The 15,368-nt window shown below is 62.8% G+C and carries 14 protein-coding genes; 7 read left to right on the top strand and 7 right to left on the bottom strand.

Annotated elements, in window-relative coordinates:
• Positions 1-173 precede the first annotated feature (173 nt).
• Positions 174-1,628: an APC family permease gene (locus AV929_RS12535; protein WP_023843179.1), complete on the top strand. Its 1,455-nt coding sequence runs from the start codon at positions 174-176 to the stop codon at positions 1,626-1,628.
• A gap of 2 nt (positions 1,629-1,630) precedes the next feature.
• A complete protein-coding gene (locus tag AV929_RS12540; RefSeq protein WP_050037758.1) occupies positions 1,631-2,284 on the top strand; it encodes a TrkA family potassium uptake protein in 654 nt (217 codons plus the stop codon).
• A 132-nt stretch (positions 2,285-2,416) separates the two neighbouring features.
• Here AV929_RS12540 and AV929_RS12545 read toward each other — a convergent pair whose 3' ends face one another.
• Positions 2,417-3,574: a dihydropteroate synthase gene (locus tag AV929_RS12545; protein WP_014039903.1), complete on the bottom strand. Its 1,158-nt coding sequence runs from the start codon at positions 3,572-3,574 to the stop codon at positions 2,417-2,419.
• A 138-nt stretch (positions 3,575-3,712) separates the two neighbouring features.
• Here AV929_RS12545 and AV929_RS12550 point away from each other — a divergent pair, with 138 nt between their 5' ends.
• On the top strand, positions 3,713-4,885 hold the full coding sequence (locus tag AV929_RS12550) for a HAMP domain-containing sensor histidine kinase (protein WP_230458893.1): 1,173 nt from the start codon (positions 3,713-3,715) through the stop codon (positions 4,883-4,885).
• Between the two features lie 120 nt (positions 4,886-5,005).
• Positions 5,006-6,022, top strand: a complete 1,017-nt coding sequence (locus tag AV929_RS12555; protein WP_064288423.1) for a phosphotransferase family protein — start codon at positions 5,006-5,008, stop codon at positions 6,020-6,022.
• Here the strand turns inward: AV929_RS12555 and AV929_RS12560 are convergent.
• Positions 6,019-6,897 (bottom strand): carbohydrate kinase family protein, encoded by an 879-nt coding sequence (locus tag AV929_RS12560; protein ID WP_044951743.1) that lies wholly within the window; start codon positions 6,895-6,897, stop codon positions 6,019-6,021. The two genes, AV929_RS12555 and AV929_RS12560, sit on opposite strands and share 4 nt — an antisense overlap.
• A 229-nt stretch (positions 6,898-7,126) precedes the next feature.
• Between AV929_RS12560 and AV929_RS12565 the strand changes: the two genes are divergently transcribed.
• From AV929_RS12565 to AV929_RS12575, 3 genes are read left to right on the top strand one after another with little or no spacing between them, the layout of a single operon-like run.
• Complete coding sequence (locus tag AV929_RS12565; protein WP_064288424.1) at positions 7,127-8,620, top strand: hypothetical protein; 1,494 nt, start codon at positions 7,127-7,129, stop codon at positions 8,618-8,620.
• Positions 8,617-9,300: an ABC transporter ATP-binding protein gene (locus tag AV929_RS12570; RefSeq protein ID WP_014039908.1), complete on the top strand. Its 684-nt coding sequence runs from the start codon at positions 8,617-8,619 to the stop codon at positions 9,298-9,300. Before AV929_RS12565 ends, AV929_RS12570 begins: the two co-directional genes overlap by 4 nt.
• On the top strand, positions 9,290-10,423 hold the full coding sequence (locus tag AV929_RS12575; RefSeq protein ID WP_014039909.1) for an ABC transporter permease: 1,134 nt from the start codon (positions 9,290-9,292) through the stop codon (positions 10,421-10,423). Before AV929_RS12570 ends, AV929_RS12575 begins: the two co-directional genes overlap by 11 nt.
• Here AV929_RS12575 and AV929_RS12580 read toward each other — a convergent pair.
• The 5 genes from AV929_RS12580 to AV929_RS12600 all read right to left on the bottom strand — a co-directional run bounded on the left by AV929_RS12580 (position 10,420) and on the right by AV929_RS12600 (position 15,326).
• Positions 10,420-10,932, bottom strand: coding sequence for an HTH domain-containing protein (locus AV929_RS12580; protein ID WP_050037760.1), 513 nt, complete (start codon positions 10,930-10,932; stop codon positions 10,420-10,422). The genes AV929_RS12575 and AV929_RS12580 overlap by 4 nt on opposite strands.
• Positions 10,933-11,700: 768 nt before the next feature.
• Entirely contained in the window at positions 11,701-12,774 is a 1,074-nt protein-coding gene (locus AV929_RS12585) for a methionine synthase (protein WP_064288425.1), read from the bottom strand.
• Between the two features lie 2 nt (positions 12,775-12,776).
• The gene (locus AV929_RS12590) at positions 12,777-13,775 is read right to left on the bottom strand and encodes a methionine synthase vitamin-B12 independent (protein WP_014039912.1); all 999 of its coding nucleotides are present in this window, start codon (positions 13,773-13,775) and stop codon (positions 12,777-12,779) included.
• Between the two features lie 62 nt (positions 13,776-13,837).
• Complete coding sequence (locus tag AV929_RS12595) at positions 13,838-14,467, bottom strand: HemK2/MTQ2 family protein methyltransferase (protein ID WP_064288426.1); 630 nt, start codon at positions 14,465-14,467, stop codon at positions 13,838-13,840.
• A gap of 1 nt (position 14,468) precedes the next feature.
• Positions 14,469-15,326: a 16S ribosomal RNA methyltransferase A gene (locus AV929_RS12600; protein ID WP_064288427.1), complete on the bottom strand. Its 858-nt coding sequence runs from the start codon at positions 15,324-15,326 to the stop codon at positions 14,469-14,471.
• Positions 15,327-15,368: the final 42 nt, after the last annotated feature.

Here is a 15,368-nt window from a genome sequence, read left to right on the forward strand (position 1 = left end):
CAGTTCTAACCGAGCGGGAACACAGCTGGTTATATCCGAGGTCACCCGACAGAAGGCTTAATGAAATCCCCTCACAGTTCTTACAATAGGAGAACTCACCCCGGTACTCAAATGGACCGAGCGAAGCACATACAGCGTACGATGGACAGCGCGCCAGTTACAACCAGAACGCAATGAGCAAGAGCCAGACGCGGTCGCCCGAGGCTGAACTCGGGTTACTTGACGCGACGATGATTGGGATGGGAGCGATGATCGGGGCCGGTATCTTTGTGCTGACAGGACTGGCTGCCGAAATCGCTGGTCCGGCAGCGATTCTTGTCTTTGCGTTGAATGGCGTCGTCACAGCGTTCACAGGACTCTCGTATGCGGAACTTGCCGCCTCGATTCCGAAAAGCGGCGGTGGATACGCCTTCGTGCGAGAGATATTCGACGACTTCGCCTCGTTCATCATGGGCTGGATGCTCTGGTTTGCCTACATGATTGCGGGGGCGCTGTATGCGCTGGGTTTTGCACCGAACTTTCTCGAATTGCTGCACGTCTATGGTGTGGTCCCGCCACCGGATCAAGTGGGGGCTGTCGCGGTTCCAGTCATCGACGCGGCGCTCCCGCTGGCCTTCCTGCTGGCGTTCGTGGCGGTACTCGGTTTGGTGGCGCTCAACGCCGTCTCGACGGCCGCCAGCGGCAGTGTCGAGACGATTTTCACCATCATCAAAGTCTCCATTCTGGTGGTGTTCGTCGCGTTCGGACTCGCGTCTCCGATGTTCTCCGGGGCCGAATTCCAGCCGCTGTTTCCACAGAGCAGCGGGGCGGCCGCGGTTCTGCCGGCGATGGGGCTAACCTTCATCGCCTTCGAGGGGTACGACCTCATCACCACCGTCACCGAGGAGGTACAGAACCCGCGTGAAAACATCCCCAAGGCGATATTCATCAGTCTCGCTGTTACGGTTGTCGTCTATCTGGCAGTTGTGACCGTCGCCGTCGGCACGCTCGGGGCTCAAGGACTCGCCGACGCCGGCGAGGCGGGCATCGCCACGGCAGCCACATCGTTCATGCCGACCGGATTACCGATTATCCAGAACGGTGGTGCACTCATTGTTTTCGGGGCCGTGTTCTCGACACTCACCGCCCTCAACGCAGTCGTCATCGCGTCGTCACGCGTGGCGTTCTCGATGGGACGTGAGGGACAGTTGCTCCCGTCGATCGGCCAGATTCACCACCGCTACGGGACGCCGTTCGTCGCAATCCTCGCCAGCGCAGTCGTGATGCTCGGGTCAGTGGCACTGCCGACACAAAGTGCTGGCAACATGTCGAGCCTGTTTTTCCTGTTGTCGTTCGTCATCGTCAACGTCGCCGTCATCAGACTCCGCAGGGAGCGCCCGAACATGAACCGGCCGTACGAGATGCCGTTCTACCCGGCGCCGCCACTGATTGGTATCGCGCTCAATCTGCTTCTAACAGGGGTGCTCGTGGAGTACCTGCTCCGAACAGATCCATTGGCGTTGGCACTCAGCATGGCGTGGATTCTGCTCGGAGCCCTCGTGTATTTCGCGCTTAAACGTGTGAGAGAGCAATCGGACCGCGAACAGGCGGCTGCCGCCACTGAAATAACACCTGAAGCTGAAGACTAACCATGACTAGTGACCTCGACATTATCATCGCTGGCGGTGGACGCGTCGGTTTCCAAACAGCCGAGATACTCGCTGACCGCGGTCACGACGTGACGATAATCGAACGCGATGACCGGATTGTCTCGGATATCGCCGATCAATGGATAGCGACTGTTATCCAGGGTGACGCGACAAATCCGGATATCATCGAACAGGCAGGCCTTGAGCGAGCGGACGTAATTGCCGCGCTTACGGGTGAAACAGGGCTAAATCTCGCGGTCTGTTTAGCTGCTGCAGAGTTGACACCCGACATCCGAACGGTCGCCCGTATCGACCGCACTGGCGGGGAGTCATACACCCGATTTGTCGACGCGGTGGTCTTTCCCGAACGGGCCGGCTCGAGGGTGGCAGCCAACGAAATCATAGGGAGTGATGTCCAGACGCTCGCCGACGTGACGGGCAACCTCGATATCATGCTCATCCGCGTTGCTGACGACGCCCCGGCCGCCGGAAAACCCCTCTCAGATGTCCGCTTTCCCGAGGGAACCCTCGTCGTGTCCGACGCGAACGGTGAGCGAATCGCTCGTGCTGACACGACCCTGACACCGGGGAGCAGCTACGTCGTCGCTGTCGAACCTGCTGTGGTCGATGAGGTCATGCATTTGATGCGTGGCTAGTGACCCGTGGTCGGTCCTATTCCCTGATGGAGAGAGCCGCGTGATTTCCTCGTTCCGATGAACAGCCACCGACGGCCAGTATTGTTGCACCGGACTGTGTGGGCATCGCTGCAGTCGGCCCAGTCGCGCCACCTACACACGCCGCGATAGCGACGCTCGCAACTCGCCGGCGAGTTCGCGGTGGCCGTCTTCGGCGAGGCTGTCGGCGACCACTTTCAGTGCTACCGCGGCGCCGCCGACGTAGAGGCTGCCGCTGTCTTTCTCGACGACTACCACGTCGGTCACCTCGGCGACGGCCCGGAGACTTGCCCGTGCGTCGTCGGTCAGGTCACCGAGCAGGAACGTCAGCGTCGCGCCGTCGTCGGTGCCGCCGGCGACCGTCTCGCCGAGGGCCTGATGCCGGGCCACCTCCCGCAGCGTCACGTCGGTCAGTTCCGCCACGGTGGGGCCGGGCTCAGTTTCGGCACGCGTCGTCCGCTCGTCGCCGAGCGCGTCGGCCACCTTGACCACGTCGTGGGTCTCGCGTGTGTCGTGCGTTCGGATGATGTGGGCCCCGCGTTCGACTTCCATCGTCGCCGCAGCCAGTGACACGGCGAGTTGGTTCTCCGTCTCGGGCTGGTCGGCCAGGTCACCGAGGAAGTCCTCGCGGTTGGTCGCCGTGAGCATCGGTCTGTCGAAGGCGCGGAACTCCCGGAGGCGGCGGAACATCTCCCAGTTGTCCTCGAACTCCTTGCCGTCGTACCAGCCACCGAAAGCGGGGTCGATGATTGTCTTGTCCGTGAACCCGTCCCGCTGGAGCGCCTCGAAGATGTCGTCGATGCTCTTCAGCGCGCCGGGCCGGGCCAGGTCCGGCGGACTGGCCATCTTGACGACCGGCATGTCGTGGTCTTCGACGACACCTTTCATCTCCGGGTCGGCGAAGCCACACACGTCGTTGATAAGGTCAAACCCGTGGCCGATGGCCTCCTCGGCGACCTCGGCGTACCGAGTTTCGAGCGACAGCGGCACGTCAGCGTCGAGTTCGTCGACGAGCGGCGCGACCTCTTCGAGCCGGTCTTTCTCCATCTCGACCGGCTTGGACTCGTACTTGGGGTTGGCCGACTGGAGGCCGACGTCGATGATGTCTGCGCCGGCGGGGACGAGGTTCTCCTCGATTGCGTCGGCGGCTTCCGCGGGGTCCAGATACACGCTCGGCTTGTACCCGGAGTTCGAACTCATGTTCAACACGCTCATGACGCGTGTCGGGTGCCCATCACCCACCGGGAGGCCGTCGATTTCGACCGTTCGCATACCGCTCCCTGAGGACTGTGGATACAAAGGTCCCGCGACATCGGCGGACCGACGACGCTATGCTACGTATCACTGACACGAGATCACCGCGTTTTATATATACGGTTGCATGAATTATACGGGATGGGTGGGGAGTTAATGGTCGCATTCGATCTCGATTCGTTCGAGGCCGTAACACAGCAGTTGATGGCTGCGGAGTCCGAGCGTGAGATATGCGAGATCGCAATGTCGGGGATTTCGTCTGTGTTCGACGTGCCACTCGGAGCGCTGTGGCTGTATGACAGCGACGCGTCGGAACTGCAGTTGGCGGCGTCGACGGAGCGGGCGGACGAGGTATTCGACTGGCCGGTCACCTACCGGCCCGGCAACAGTCTCTCGTGGGAGGCGTTCGAGCAGGACGAAGTTCGGACGTACTCGGAACTCGACGACGAGCAGCGCCAGTACAACGAGAACTCGCCCGTCAGCAGCGAGATCATCCTGCCGCTTGCCGAGTACGGCGTTATCAACATCGGGTCCCTCGCCCCCGTTACGTTTGACGGCGAAACGCTTCGACTCGCCCGGATGTACGCGACGCACGTCCAGGCGGCACTGCAGAAAGCCGAGCGCGAGCACGACCTCCGCGTCCAGCGCGACCGGATGGAACAGTTCATCGGCGTCGTCTCCCACGACCTCAGAAATCCCCTCCACGTCGTCGAGGGGCGACTCGAACTCGTGCGAGAGACCGGCGACCTGTCCCATCTCGAAGATGCGGAGGAAGGTGTGGCTCGCATGGAAGCGCTCATCGACGACCTGCTGACCCTCGCAAAGAAGGGGTATGCGGTCGAAGACCGAACCGCCATTTCGCTCGATACCATTGTCGAACAGACCTGGGAGATGGCCAGAACGGCTGACGCAACGCTGCGGGTCGAAGGGTCCGCCCCGGTGTTCGGTGACCAGAACCGCCTCAAACAGGTGTTCGAGAACCTCTTTCGGAACGCGGCGGACCACGCGGGCGACGACGTGACCGTCTGGGTCGGTCCGATTCTCGACGACGGGACAGCCGAGATAGACACTGCAGACGAGCGAACCGAGGGCCGCGTGACCGGCTTCTACGTCGCTGATGACGGTCCCGGCATCCCCTCCGATGAACTAGACTCCCTTCTCTCGGTAGACAGCTTTTCAGGGAGTGACACCGGCCTTGGCCTGTCTATCGTAACGCAGATAATCGACGCCCACGGCTGGGACATCTCGGTGACTGAGAGCAGGGCCGGCGGCGCACGATTCGAAGTGACTGACGGGACGAAACAAGTCTCACCGTTCCACTCCTGGTAGCGCGGAGACGGCGACTGACAGCGTCCGAACCGGGTCGACCGACAACGCCCGAATCGGGTATCAGTGCTGTCCACGACGGGATTGACAGATTTATTTGCTCGCCCGCTATATGGTACGCCAGTGCAGACTCCGGAACAGGACATCGAAGCCGTGCTGACAGAGTCGGGCCCGGATTACGAGGGGTTTCAGTTCGAGACACCGGGTGGGGGCCACCAGAGCGATGTCTACATGGTAACGCTACGCCACAAGGGCGAGGCGTACGAGGTGGTCGTGAAATTCAAGCCACAGGGCGATGTCCCGTTCGCCGTCGAACCCTGTCTCCACGACTTCGTCGCCGCCCGGACCGACGTCCCTGTTCCACGCATCCTCGTCTACGAGGACGACCCCGACGCCGACGTGCCGCCGTATTTTGTCACCGAACGCATCCACGGCGAGAACCTGGCCGAAGAGTTCGCCGGGCTTTCGACCGAGGACCGACGGCGGGTGCTAGCCCAGTCCGGTCGGATTCTCGGCGATATGCACTCTGAGATCGGATTCGAGGCGTTCGGCCGACTCACGCTCCACGACGACCGGATCATCGTGAGTGACTGGATGGGTAACTGGCGGGAGTACTTCGAGAGTCTCACCAGATCCCACCTCTCTCATCTCGACGGGACGCCCTTCGAGGACATGACAGACCGGGCGTGGGACTGTATCGAACCGGCCCTGAGTATGGTGCCCGAGGACGGCGTTCCGCGGCTGGTACACGACGATTTCAGGCCGGCGAACCTGATGTTCGAGCAGACGGCGGATGCGCCGATTACGGCCGTCCTCGACTGGCAGGACGTGCTCGCGGCGCTGCCGGAGTACAACCTCGCACAGACCGAATTCCTCTTCATCGACTCGTCGTTTCAGGACCCGGAGCTGCGCGATTCGCTTCGGACGGTGTTCCACGAGGGGTATCAGGAGATGCGCCCGATGGAGTTCGACGAGGGCTACGAGCGGCGACGGCCCCTCTACCAGCTCTCGACGCTCCTGTGGCGGATGGCCGGCTTCGAGGCGGTCTTCGCCGACGAGTCCGGCCTCGCCGCCGCTCGTGCCGAAGCCCAGTACCGCCAGCAGTTCGAGCGGCTCGTCGAGGAGATACAGGCGGATTAGGCCGTCTCGGGCGATTGCCCGCTGTCGACAAGCTCCCACACAGACTCCCAGTCGAGTGTCGTCTGTGCGCCGGGTGACTGCGCTGCGAGCGCGCCACAGGCGTTGGCGACTGCGAGCGCCCGTTCCGGATTGGTCTCCTCTGCACTGGCGAGAAGGTACCCGGCGGCGAACGCGTCCCCCGCGCCTGCGGTGTCCACAGATTCTATGGGATACCCGGCGTTCGTGACTGTCCGGTCGTCGATATAGGCTGTCGCGCCGCAGTCCCCGTGTTTGACGACGACCGTCGGCACTGTGTCGAAAAGGCCGCTGTCCTCGGCGTGGTCGGCCTCCCGGTCGTTGCAAAACAGGAGATCCGCGTGTGAGAGCACCGCCGAGTAATCGCGGTATGGGAGCCGACGGCCGGGGTCGAAGCTCACCGGGACGTCCGCGGCCGCGGCGTCGCGGGCGAGCGTCGCAGCCGTCGCGGGGTCCTGGCCGGTCAGATGGAGGTGGTCTGCCTCGGCCAGGGTCTCGGCCGGGAGATCCGACGCACAGAACGCCTCGTTGGCCCCGTCGTTTCCAAGCACCGCGACGCCGCCGTTCTCGTCCACGATGAGGTATTTCACCGCCGTCGGTTCGTCCGACTCGACCAGTAGCGTCTCGACGCCGGCCGCCGCCAGTTCGCGCCGAGCCATGGTACCGTGGTCATCCCGGCCGACGCTCCCGAGGACCAGCGGGTCCGCATCAAGCCCGGCGAGTGCGACGGCCGCATTCGACGCGCTCCCTCCGCTGGACTGTGACCGGTCGGTGATGCGCCCCTCGCCGTCGGGCTTCGGGAAGTGGTCGACGTGGAGCGTCACGTCCCAGTTGACGTGGCCGGCACAGATGACGCGCATGTCCACCGCTGGGGGTGGCGTTGTGATAGCAGTTTCCCACTGATACGGGCTGGTGTCGCCCCTTCCCACTCCCGGGAGGGACATAGCGACACCAGCCCGTACGAGAGATATGCAGCATATTTAACATCGACCGGAACAGACCGGCGCACATGGTAATGGTCCCCGATAGCATCCTCCCGAGGAGTGGTTGGACCGGCATACGACTACTGCAGGTAGAGGTGACTGCGTGATGCGCCACGGTGTGGCTGTACTCGCCTGCTTAGTCGTCGTCGGCTCGCTTCCGCTTTCAGTCGCCGGCGCGAGCGTCAACGCGTCGATATCGAACGTCGAGGTGTCGCCGTCGTCACCAGCACCGGGTGAAACCGTCACGTTCGACACGACTGTCCGAAACCTAGAGAGTAGCGACGCGCCCCTCGAAATCAACGACATCGCGATCCGGAAGTCGGGCGGCAGAGGAATCACAGAATACGAGCGCGTCTCGAATCTGGGCTCGATTGCGCCGGGCAGTACGCTGGAAGTACCCCTGACTGCATCGTTTGATTCGTCCGGCAGCAAAGACCTCCGCGTCATCGTGTACGGCCGTGACCGCGGGACGGGCGAGAACGTCGAACTCAGATACCCGGTGAAGCTAAACGTCAAAGAGCGTCACCCGCAGGTAGATATCACGGCCAACGACTCTGTCGCCGGCGTTGAGTCGACCGGCGAGGTCACCGTCGCAAACGGGCTCGACACCCAGATAACGAACGTTGAGATTGTCGTCGAAGGCGATGGCGTCAAGATGACAAACAGTCGGACAGTCCGGTCAAGCGTCGCAGAGAACGGCTCGATTACAGCCCCGTTCCGGTTCCGTCCTGAATCCGCCGGCGAACACTCGCTGACTGCAACGATCAGCTACACCGTTGACGGGGATACCACTCGCAACACGACTCGGACGACAGTCATCGAGTCGGACCCGCTCCGGAACAGCGTGGAACTCGATACGACTGCAGTCGGTAGCGGCACCGACCGCGCGCTACGGGTCGCCGTCTCCAACGGGGGCAACGCTCCGCTCTCTGATGTCATGATCAGTGCAACGTCCGAGAACGCGTCGTTCCAGCGCGTACTGCTCGAGAACATCTCGGCCAGTACGACCCGGCAGGTGCGGCTGAACGCCACGATGGACGAGCCCCGGGCGGACGTCACCGTCACGGCCAACTACGAACTCGGAACCGAAACGGAGCAGACGACCACCGAAACGACGCTCCGGTCCGTCCCGGGAACGATAGATCTTACCGGTCTGGACGTGGTCAGACAGGGCGGTCGACTGCAGATTTCCGGAAGTGCAAGCAACGTCGGGTCGACGGATGCGGACAGCGTCCTCGTGAGTGTCGTCAATACTGAAACCGTCACTCCGGCGACGCCGAACCGCGACTACTTCGTCGGCACGGTCCCGGCCAGCGACTTCGTCTCCTTCGACGTGTACGCCCGAACGGAGGGGAACGTCACGTCGGTGCCACTGGAAGTGACGTACCTCGTCGACGACACGCGGAAGCGACAGACGTTCGACGTCGATCTCGACCGGTTGGGCGGTATGGCACCACAGCCGGAGCAGGACGGTGACAGCGAAGGTGGTGACCAGAACAGCATGCTGCCGGTGTTCGTCGCCGGTGGTCTGGCGCTACTGGTCGTCGTCGGTGTCCTCGTGCGCCGCTACCGCCGCAGTGACGACGATATCGAGGTATGACGGTCATCGACGCACAGGGACTGGTCAAGCGCTACCGTACCGGCGGCCAGACCCTCTACGCACTGGCGGGTATCGACTTCGCCCTCGAAGCCGGCGAGTTCGTCTCGATTATGGGGCCCAGCGGCAGTGGCAAAACGACCCTACTGAACATCCTCGGACTACTTGATACGCCGACGGAAGGGACCGTCTTGCTGGAGGGGCAGGACGTGACCGGACTCGGCGACAGCAAGCGGACCGCGCTCCGCAAGCGAACGATCGGGTTCGTGTTCCAGCACTTCTATCTCCTGCCGACGCTGACTGCCGTCGAGAACGTCGAGGTGCCCCTGCTGTTGGACAGTGACCCGAAAGTCACAAAACGGGCCAGAACGCTTCTGGAACGGCTTGGACTCGGTGACCGACTCGACCACAAGCCCGACGAACTCTCCGGTGGCCAGAAGCAGCGCGTCGCCATCGCGCGCTCGCTCATCAACAGCCCGAAGGTCGTACTCGCCGACGAGCCGACGGGTAACCTCGACAGCGAAACCGGACGGCAGATACTCGACGAGTTCCGCCGCATCGCCGACGAGGACGACGTGGCAATCGTCGCAGTCACCCACGACGACCTGGTCAACGAATACGTCGACCGGACCGTCCATCTGGTCGACGGCACCATCGGGAGGGAACGGAAGAATGGCGGGTAGGTTCTTCCCGGCCGCACTGATGGCGCGTCGCAACCTCACGCGGACGAAGATGCGGTCGTTGCTGGCGTCGCTGGGTATCGTCATCGGCGTCGTCGCCATCGCTTCGTTGGGGATGTTCGGCGTCGCGCTCCAGTACTCGTTCACCCAGAACCTCGGCAACGTCGGCAACCAGCTCACGGTGTACCCGAACTCTGGCGAAAACATCACTGAACTCACCGAACGCGATATCCGTACGATCCGCAGAGAGGCAAGCCCGACAGCGACTGTCTCGCCGGTAAAGACTCGCATTGAGCCGGTGTCGTACAACCGCGAGGACGCAGTCAGGGAACAAATATACGGCGTCGAGGACCCGGCGGCGTTGTACGAGGCCAAGGAGGGACGGGTCTCGCCGTTCCGGTCCGGTGCCCTCGTCGGGTCAGACGTCGCGGAGGAGCACGACCTGCATCCCGGGAGCCAGATCACTGTCAACGGGACCAGCGTCCGCATCCGGGCCGTGCTCGAAGAAGGCGACCCGTTCTCCTCGACGAACCCCGACAACCGAATCATCATGCCGGCTACGTCGTTCAGCCAGCGTGGCTACTCGGAAGTGTACGTTATCGAGTCCACTGGGACGCAGGCCAACGAAACAGCCATGGGGATACGTAACTCTCTCAACGACCGCGAGGAGCGGGTCTTCGTTCAGGAACTGGGCTCTCTCGTCGATACCATCGAGGAGCAGTTCCAGATAATCAACACCGTCCTCGCCGGCATCGCATCGATCTCGCTGCTCGTCGCCGGTATCTCGATTCTCAACGTCATGCTGATGTCCACCGTCGAACGCCGGGAGGAAATCGGCGTCCTCAGAGCGGTCGGCTACCAGAAGCGGGACGTCCTCAAAGTGATGTTGATGGAAGCGACGCTGCTCGGGTTCCTCGGCGGCATCGCTGGTGTCATTCTGAGTGTCGGAGCCGGGCTGGCGATAAACCACTACGCCGTCGGCGATGCGATGGCGGTCTTCAGGCTGCCAAACGCCTGGTACGTCGGCGCGGCGTTCACCTTTGGGGTGCTGACGAGCATCGTCAGCGGCCTGTATCCGGCCTGGAAAGCAGCGAGCGAAGAACCGGTCGACGCGCTACGCGGTTAAATCGTCGCGTCGACACCCGGTTCTAGCAACGGGTCGGTTCGGTCGACCGACAGCGAGTCGAACTGTGCAAGCCAGTGCTCGTCGCCGCGCTCGAAGGCCTCCAGCGCGTCACCGACGGTGTAGGTCCGTTCGTCGTCCGAACACGGGAACACGCCCTCCAGGTCGTCGCCGTCGTAGATCGCCAGCGAGACGACTGGGAACACGACGACGTCGTCGACGCGGTCCATCCCGACGTAGCTCCGATTCCGTCGTTCGAAGGCCGGTTCGAGCGAGTGGCCGTTCTGGCCTGCCCAGTCTGTGAACTCCTCGTAAGTCTGGATGGCTTCCGACCGCTTGTCCTCCGCCATCGTCCTGATCCGCTGCCACTCACCGGCGACCATCGACTCGCTGAACACGCCATTGGCCTCCAGTCGCTTGACCCGATTGAGCACCTGCTGTTGAGCGTCGAACGTGCCGTAGGTATCTCCACGAAGATACAGTTCCGCCCGAAGATGTGTGTCCCCTGTCATAGCTTTCACATCGCTAGCTTCTCCAGAGACCCTCAAAACTCTTTCCCAGACTTACATGCTAGCATATAACATAATCTTGGAATAGAGAATCAGTGGTATGAGTGTCTCTATATACATAATATGGGGTATCTACCTGAATACGGAAGCCCCTTATATTATTAGTACGTCAACAATTATTTTCCTCTTAGGTCGATGTTAGTTTCGATATCTGTCGAACAAATTAGTGGCCTGTTCCTTTCAGTTGTGACGATCAATTCACAAATTTATAAGGAATCGTATACTTGTCTATTCGGGACTTTGGTGTTCAAGCATTCCCGTGATGACCTGTTCGAGGGCTCGCTGGCCAGAAGTTCCACATGTCTTGCTCGATCCCGCACCGGGGATGGTCGCATACGTGTCCGCTACATTTGCCGGTTCCGTGACCGGTGCGCCTGAGAATATTCGATAGCTGCCGAAATCGCAGCCCACCTTCGTCGAAAATACGGGTAGTCGCGTCCACGCCGCATTTGGACTCCTGTTGACCGCTCCAACCGCGCTGCTCGCGGGTCGCTACGTTCACGGCTCCGCCGTTCATTTTCGAGGCGCAGTGCGCCTCGCTCTCCCCGCTCGCTATTCGAGAGCCCTCACTACGTTCGGCCTCTCGCTGTTCGCGGCTCACCCCGTTCGCCGCTCACGTCTCGCAGTTTTCGCTTCCGCTGGTCGCTCAAACCGCGCGAGTCGTCCGCTGCCCGGATGATTGACGGTTCGCGGCTGAGACCGCTCACCGATTCAATCGTCTGCGTGCGCTTCCGCACCACTCGCAACAACGTCAATCTCGCCGGCGTCCAGCTCTTCTTCGATTTCGCGAGCCGCCTGCACCATGTTCTCCATCTTGCCGCGGGCGACCTCGCGGGGCAGGAGCTTCACGCCGCAGTCCGGCGAAACGGTGAGTCGCTCCGGCGGGACGACCTCCAGCCCCTTCTTGATGTTCTCCTTGATCTCCTCGACGGACTCTACTTCGGCGGTGTGTGCGTCTAGGACGCCCATCGCGAAGTCCTTCGTGAACTCGTGCTCTTTGAACACGTCGAGCTGGTCGTAGTCGCCGTTGGCGAGTTCCAGGTCGTACTCGTGGACCGGGTAGTCCAGAATCTCGGGGTAGATGCGCGAGTAGTCGCCGTAACAGACGTGCAGGCCGAGCCGCACGTCGTCGGGGATCTCGTCGACGATGCGTTCCAGACACTCACCGACGATGGCGTGGTCGTCCGGCGTCGTCGCCAGCGCTGGCTCGTCGATCTGGATGTAGCGAGCGCCGGCCTCGACCAGCGCCTCGATCTCCTCGTTGACGAGGTCGGCCAGCTCGTAGGCCAGTTGCTCCTCGCTGTCGTACACTTCGTTGAACGACCAGTTCGCCAGCGTGTACGGTCCCGTAATCGGGACCTTGACCGGCCGCTCGGCGACCTCGTCGGTGAACTCGAACTCCTCGACGAGCCACTGCTCGCCGTACTCGACCTCGTCGGCGACGCTGGGCTTGTCGAAGTAGTTGTGGCCCCACACCTTCACACGGCCGTTGAACTCGTAGCCGTCGATGCGGTGGGCGAAGTACTCCACCATCTCGTTGCGGCGCATCTCGCCGTCACAGATGACATCGAGGCCTGCACGTTCGTGCTCGTGGGTGATGAGCCGCGAGGCGTCGTCTTTCGATTCCTCCCACTCGTCCTCGCCGAAGTCGGCGTCCTCATCCTCGAACAGCTCGCGGGCACGGTCGTGCCACTTGGGCTTGGGGTAGGAGCCGACGACGGTCGTCAGCAGGAAGTGGTCGTTCGGGTGGTCCGCCGGTTTGAACTGGTCTCGTGGTCCTGTCATCGTTATGCCTCCGCCGCCTCCAGACCCGCGGCGTTTGCGAGCGCTTCGAGCTTGTCTTCGAACTTGTTCACCGGGAGATAGAACGTTTCCGTGTTCGCCGTCGCGTAGACGGTGTCGTAGGCGGTGTTGGTCTGCTGTTCGAACCAGTCGATGCGGTCCCGAATCGTCTCGGGGGCCTCGACCAGCGTGTTCTGGCCGTCGACGACGCCAAGCGCCACGTCGTCCTTGGTGCCGTACTCCTGCACGTTGTAGACGGTCTGGTCGTGGTTCGCAACGAGGTCGAAGCCGATGGCATCCACGTCAGCGTCCATCAGGTGCGCGTAGGCCTTCTCCTCGATTGCGCCCCAGTAGGTGTGGGCGACGACATCGGCGTCGGCGGCCGAGGCGACGGCGTCGATTGCCTCGGCAGCACGTTCGTCCTCGCCGTCGGCGGGCGTGTTCTCGACGAGCGACGGCTCAAGCAGGAACAGCGTCTCAATATCGGAGAACGCGGTCACTTCCTCGGCGAGGAAGTCGGCGATGGCGTCGAGGAACTCGGCGTCGTCGCCGTAGTGCTCGTCGGTCGCCAGGTCCGCAAGCGAGTACGGGCCAGGGAGCACAGCCTGCAGGCCGTCGTCGACGTGGTCGGCTGCGGCACCGAGGTCTGCGGCGACGTCGCCGCCGTCAGCACCGAGGTCGCCCTGCACGACCGGCTCTCGGTAGAAGTTGTTGTTGTCGTAGTAGCGGACGATACCTTTGGTCTCCACATTGTCGTGGACCGCGAGCGGGTGCGCGAGCATATCATCCCAGCGGAACTGGCCCTCGACGACGCGGTCGAGCCCGGCGTCCTGCTGGATGGAGATGACTTCCTCGCGCGCTTGGTCGTAGGCCGCGACGACCTCGCCGGACTCGTCGCCCGAGATGAGGTCGGTCTTCTGATGGCCTTTCAGATCTGCCAGTTCGTCCTTGGCCCAGTCCGGGAGCGGAAAGAGCCCAGGGGTCGTGGCGATTACCTGTGTCATTGCCGTGGAGTAGGAAATGACGGGCTTTAATATTTCCTATTCGATAAAATGCACAACAGTAATCAATCGCGATAGAATCGCAGGACGACGAGCGCTTCGTATGGGTGTTTCTCACTCGCAAGCTGTTCGCTCGCCAGGCCGTATTCGCCCGCGTATTCTCGCACCGCCTCGGGGTCCGTGAGACTGCTGACGAGCATGAGCGCTTCGCCGGCCGGAGCTAGCACGCGCTCGACGGTTTCGAGAAACGGGTCGACGAGTCGGCGACCGTCGTCGCCGCCCGACAGCGCGTGTTCCATCCAGTCGTCCCACTCCTGTTCGGACGGCGTCGGCAAATAAGGTGGATTGAACGCCACGAGGTCGAACGTGTCTGCATCGAACGGCTCGACGAGGTCGCCGCGAACGACCGGGACGCCGTTATCGGCCGCCTCTCGGCAGGCCAGCGGGCTTACGTCGACGCCGACCGCCCGCGCCCCGGCGTCGGCGAGTGTCGCGGCGACGTAGCCGGAGCCCGTTCCCACGTCGAGGACGGTATCGCCCGCATCGACTCGCTCGCGGGCCGTTCGGGCCAGCAGGTCCGAGTCCTCAGCCGGCTGGTACACCGACTCTACGCCCCGCTGGTCAGCCAGCGAGGGGCGGTTACCGGCGCCGTTGTCTCCGTCGGCCGCATCCCGGCCGTCCGTGTCCTCACCCATCTCAGGCCTCCGGCTCGCCGACATCGTAGGCGAGTGTCGCCAGCGTGGCGAAGTCGCCCGGCGTGAGCTTCCCGGCACGGGCGCTCATCAGATCCTCGTCGGCGGCCTCGACTACCGCGTCGGGGTCGCCCAGCCCGGAGATGTGGGCCGTGTTTCGGACGGCGTTGCGCATCGTCTTCCGGCGCTGGGTGAACACCGCCTTCAGGAAGTCCATGAAGAAGTCGTCGCTGGGGACGGTGTAGTCAGGCTTTCGCGGCGTGGTTCGGACGAGCGCGCTCGTGACGCGGGGTTGCGGGTCGAACGCTTCCGGCGGGACCGTCTCGACGACTTCCACGTCGGCGTAGTGGCCCGCCGTGACCGAGAGCCGCCCGTAGTCGTCCGTCGCCGGGTCGGCGGCCATCCGCTCGGCGAACTCCTGCTGGAACATCAACAGGAGCGGACGCTGCTCGGGCAGCAGTCGGAAGGCTACCTCCGATGACGCGCCATAAGGCAGATTCGAGATACTGGCGGTGAAATCCGGCAGGTCAACGTCGAGCGCGTCGCCCTCGACAACGGTGAGGCGGTCCGCTGCGATCTCTTCGGCGAACTCCTCGCGGAGGTGGGCCGCGAAGTCCGGGTCGCGTTCGATTGCGGTCACCGTCTCAGCGGTTGCGAGCAAGCGATCCGTCAGTGCACCCGGTCCCGCGCCGATCTCTAGCACGTGCGAAAGGTCAACATCCGCGTCCGTTGCGTACGCCGGAATGCGGTCCAGTACCCGGTCGTCGACGAGGAAGTGCTGGTCCTTTCGGGTATCGGCCCGTTTGCCCGCCCGCCGGACGAGTGCGTCGGGGTCCCGAGTCCCAGTCTCGGTCGTAGTCATTAGCGAGCCGTAGCGGGTCGCGGTAGAAAAGGGTCGCCTTAT

This window comes from Haloarcula sp. K1, assembly GCF_001647155.1.
In the GTDB taxonomy this organism is placed as follows: Archaea; Halobacteriota; Halobacteria; order Halobacteriales; family Haloarculaceae; genus Haloarcula; species Haloarcula hispanica.

Coding starts and splice junctions, on each gene's coding strand:
- AV929_RS12535 (WP_023843179.1), top strand. CDS start 174: ATGAGCAAGAGCCAGACGCGGTCGCCCGAGGCTGAACTCGGGTTACTT.
- AV929_RS12540 (WP_050037758.1), top strand. CDS start 1,631: ATGACTAGTGACCTCGACATTATCATCGCTGGCGGTGGACGCGTCGGT.
- AV929_RS12545 (WP_014039903.1), bottom strand. CDS start 3,574: ATGCGAACGGTCGAAATCGACGGCCTCCCGGTGGGTGATGGGCACCCG.
- AV929_RS12550 (WP_230458893.1), top strand. CDS start 3,713: ATGGTCGCATTCGATCTCGATTCGTTCGAGGCCGTAACACAGCAGTTG.
- AV929_RS12560 (WP_044951743.1), bottom strand. CDS start 6,897: ATGCGCGTCATCTGTGCCGGCCACGTCAACTGGGACGTGACGCTCCAC.
- AV929_RS12565 (WP_064288424.1), top strand. CDS start 7,127: ATGCGCCACGGTGTGGCTGTACTCGCCTGCTTAGTCGTCGTCGGCTCG.
- AV929_RS12570 (WP_014039908.1), top strand. CDS start 8,617: ATGACGGTCATCGACGCACAGGGACTGGTCAAGCGCTACCGTACCGGC.
- AV929_RS12575 (WP_014039909.1), top strand. CDS start 9,290: ATGGCGGGTAGGTTCTTCCCGGCCGCACTGATGGCGCGTCGCAACCTC.
- AV929_RS12580 (WP_050037760.1), bottom strand. CDS start 10,932: ATGACAGGGGACACACATCTTCGGGCGGAACTGTATCTTCGTGGAGAT.
- AV929_RS12585 (WP_064288425.1), bottom strand. CDS start 12,774: ATGACAGGACCACGAGACCAGTTCAAACCGGCGGACCACCCGAACGAC.
- AV929_RS12590 (WP_014039912.1), bottom strand. CDS start 13,775: ATGACACAGGTAATCGCCACGACCCCTGGGCTCTTTCCGCTCCCGGAC.
- AV929_RS12595 (WP_064288426.1), bottom strand. CDS start 14,467: ATGGGTGAGGACACGGACGGCCGGGATGCGGCCGACGGAGACAACGGC.
- AV929_RS12600 (WP_064288427.1), bottom strand. CDS start 15,326: ATGACTACGACCGAGACTGGGACTCGGGACCCCGACGCACTCGTCCGG.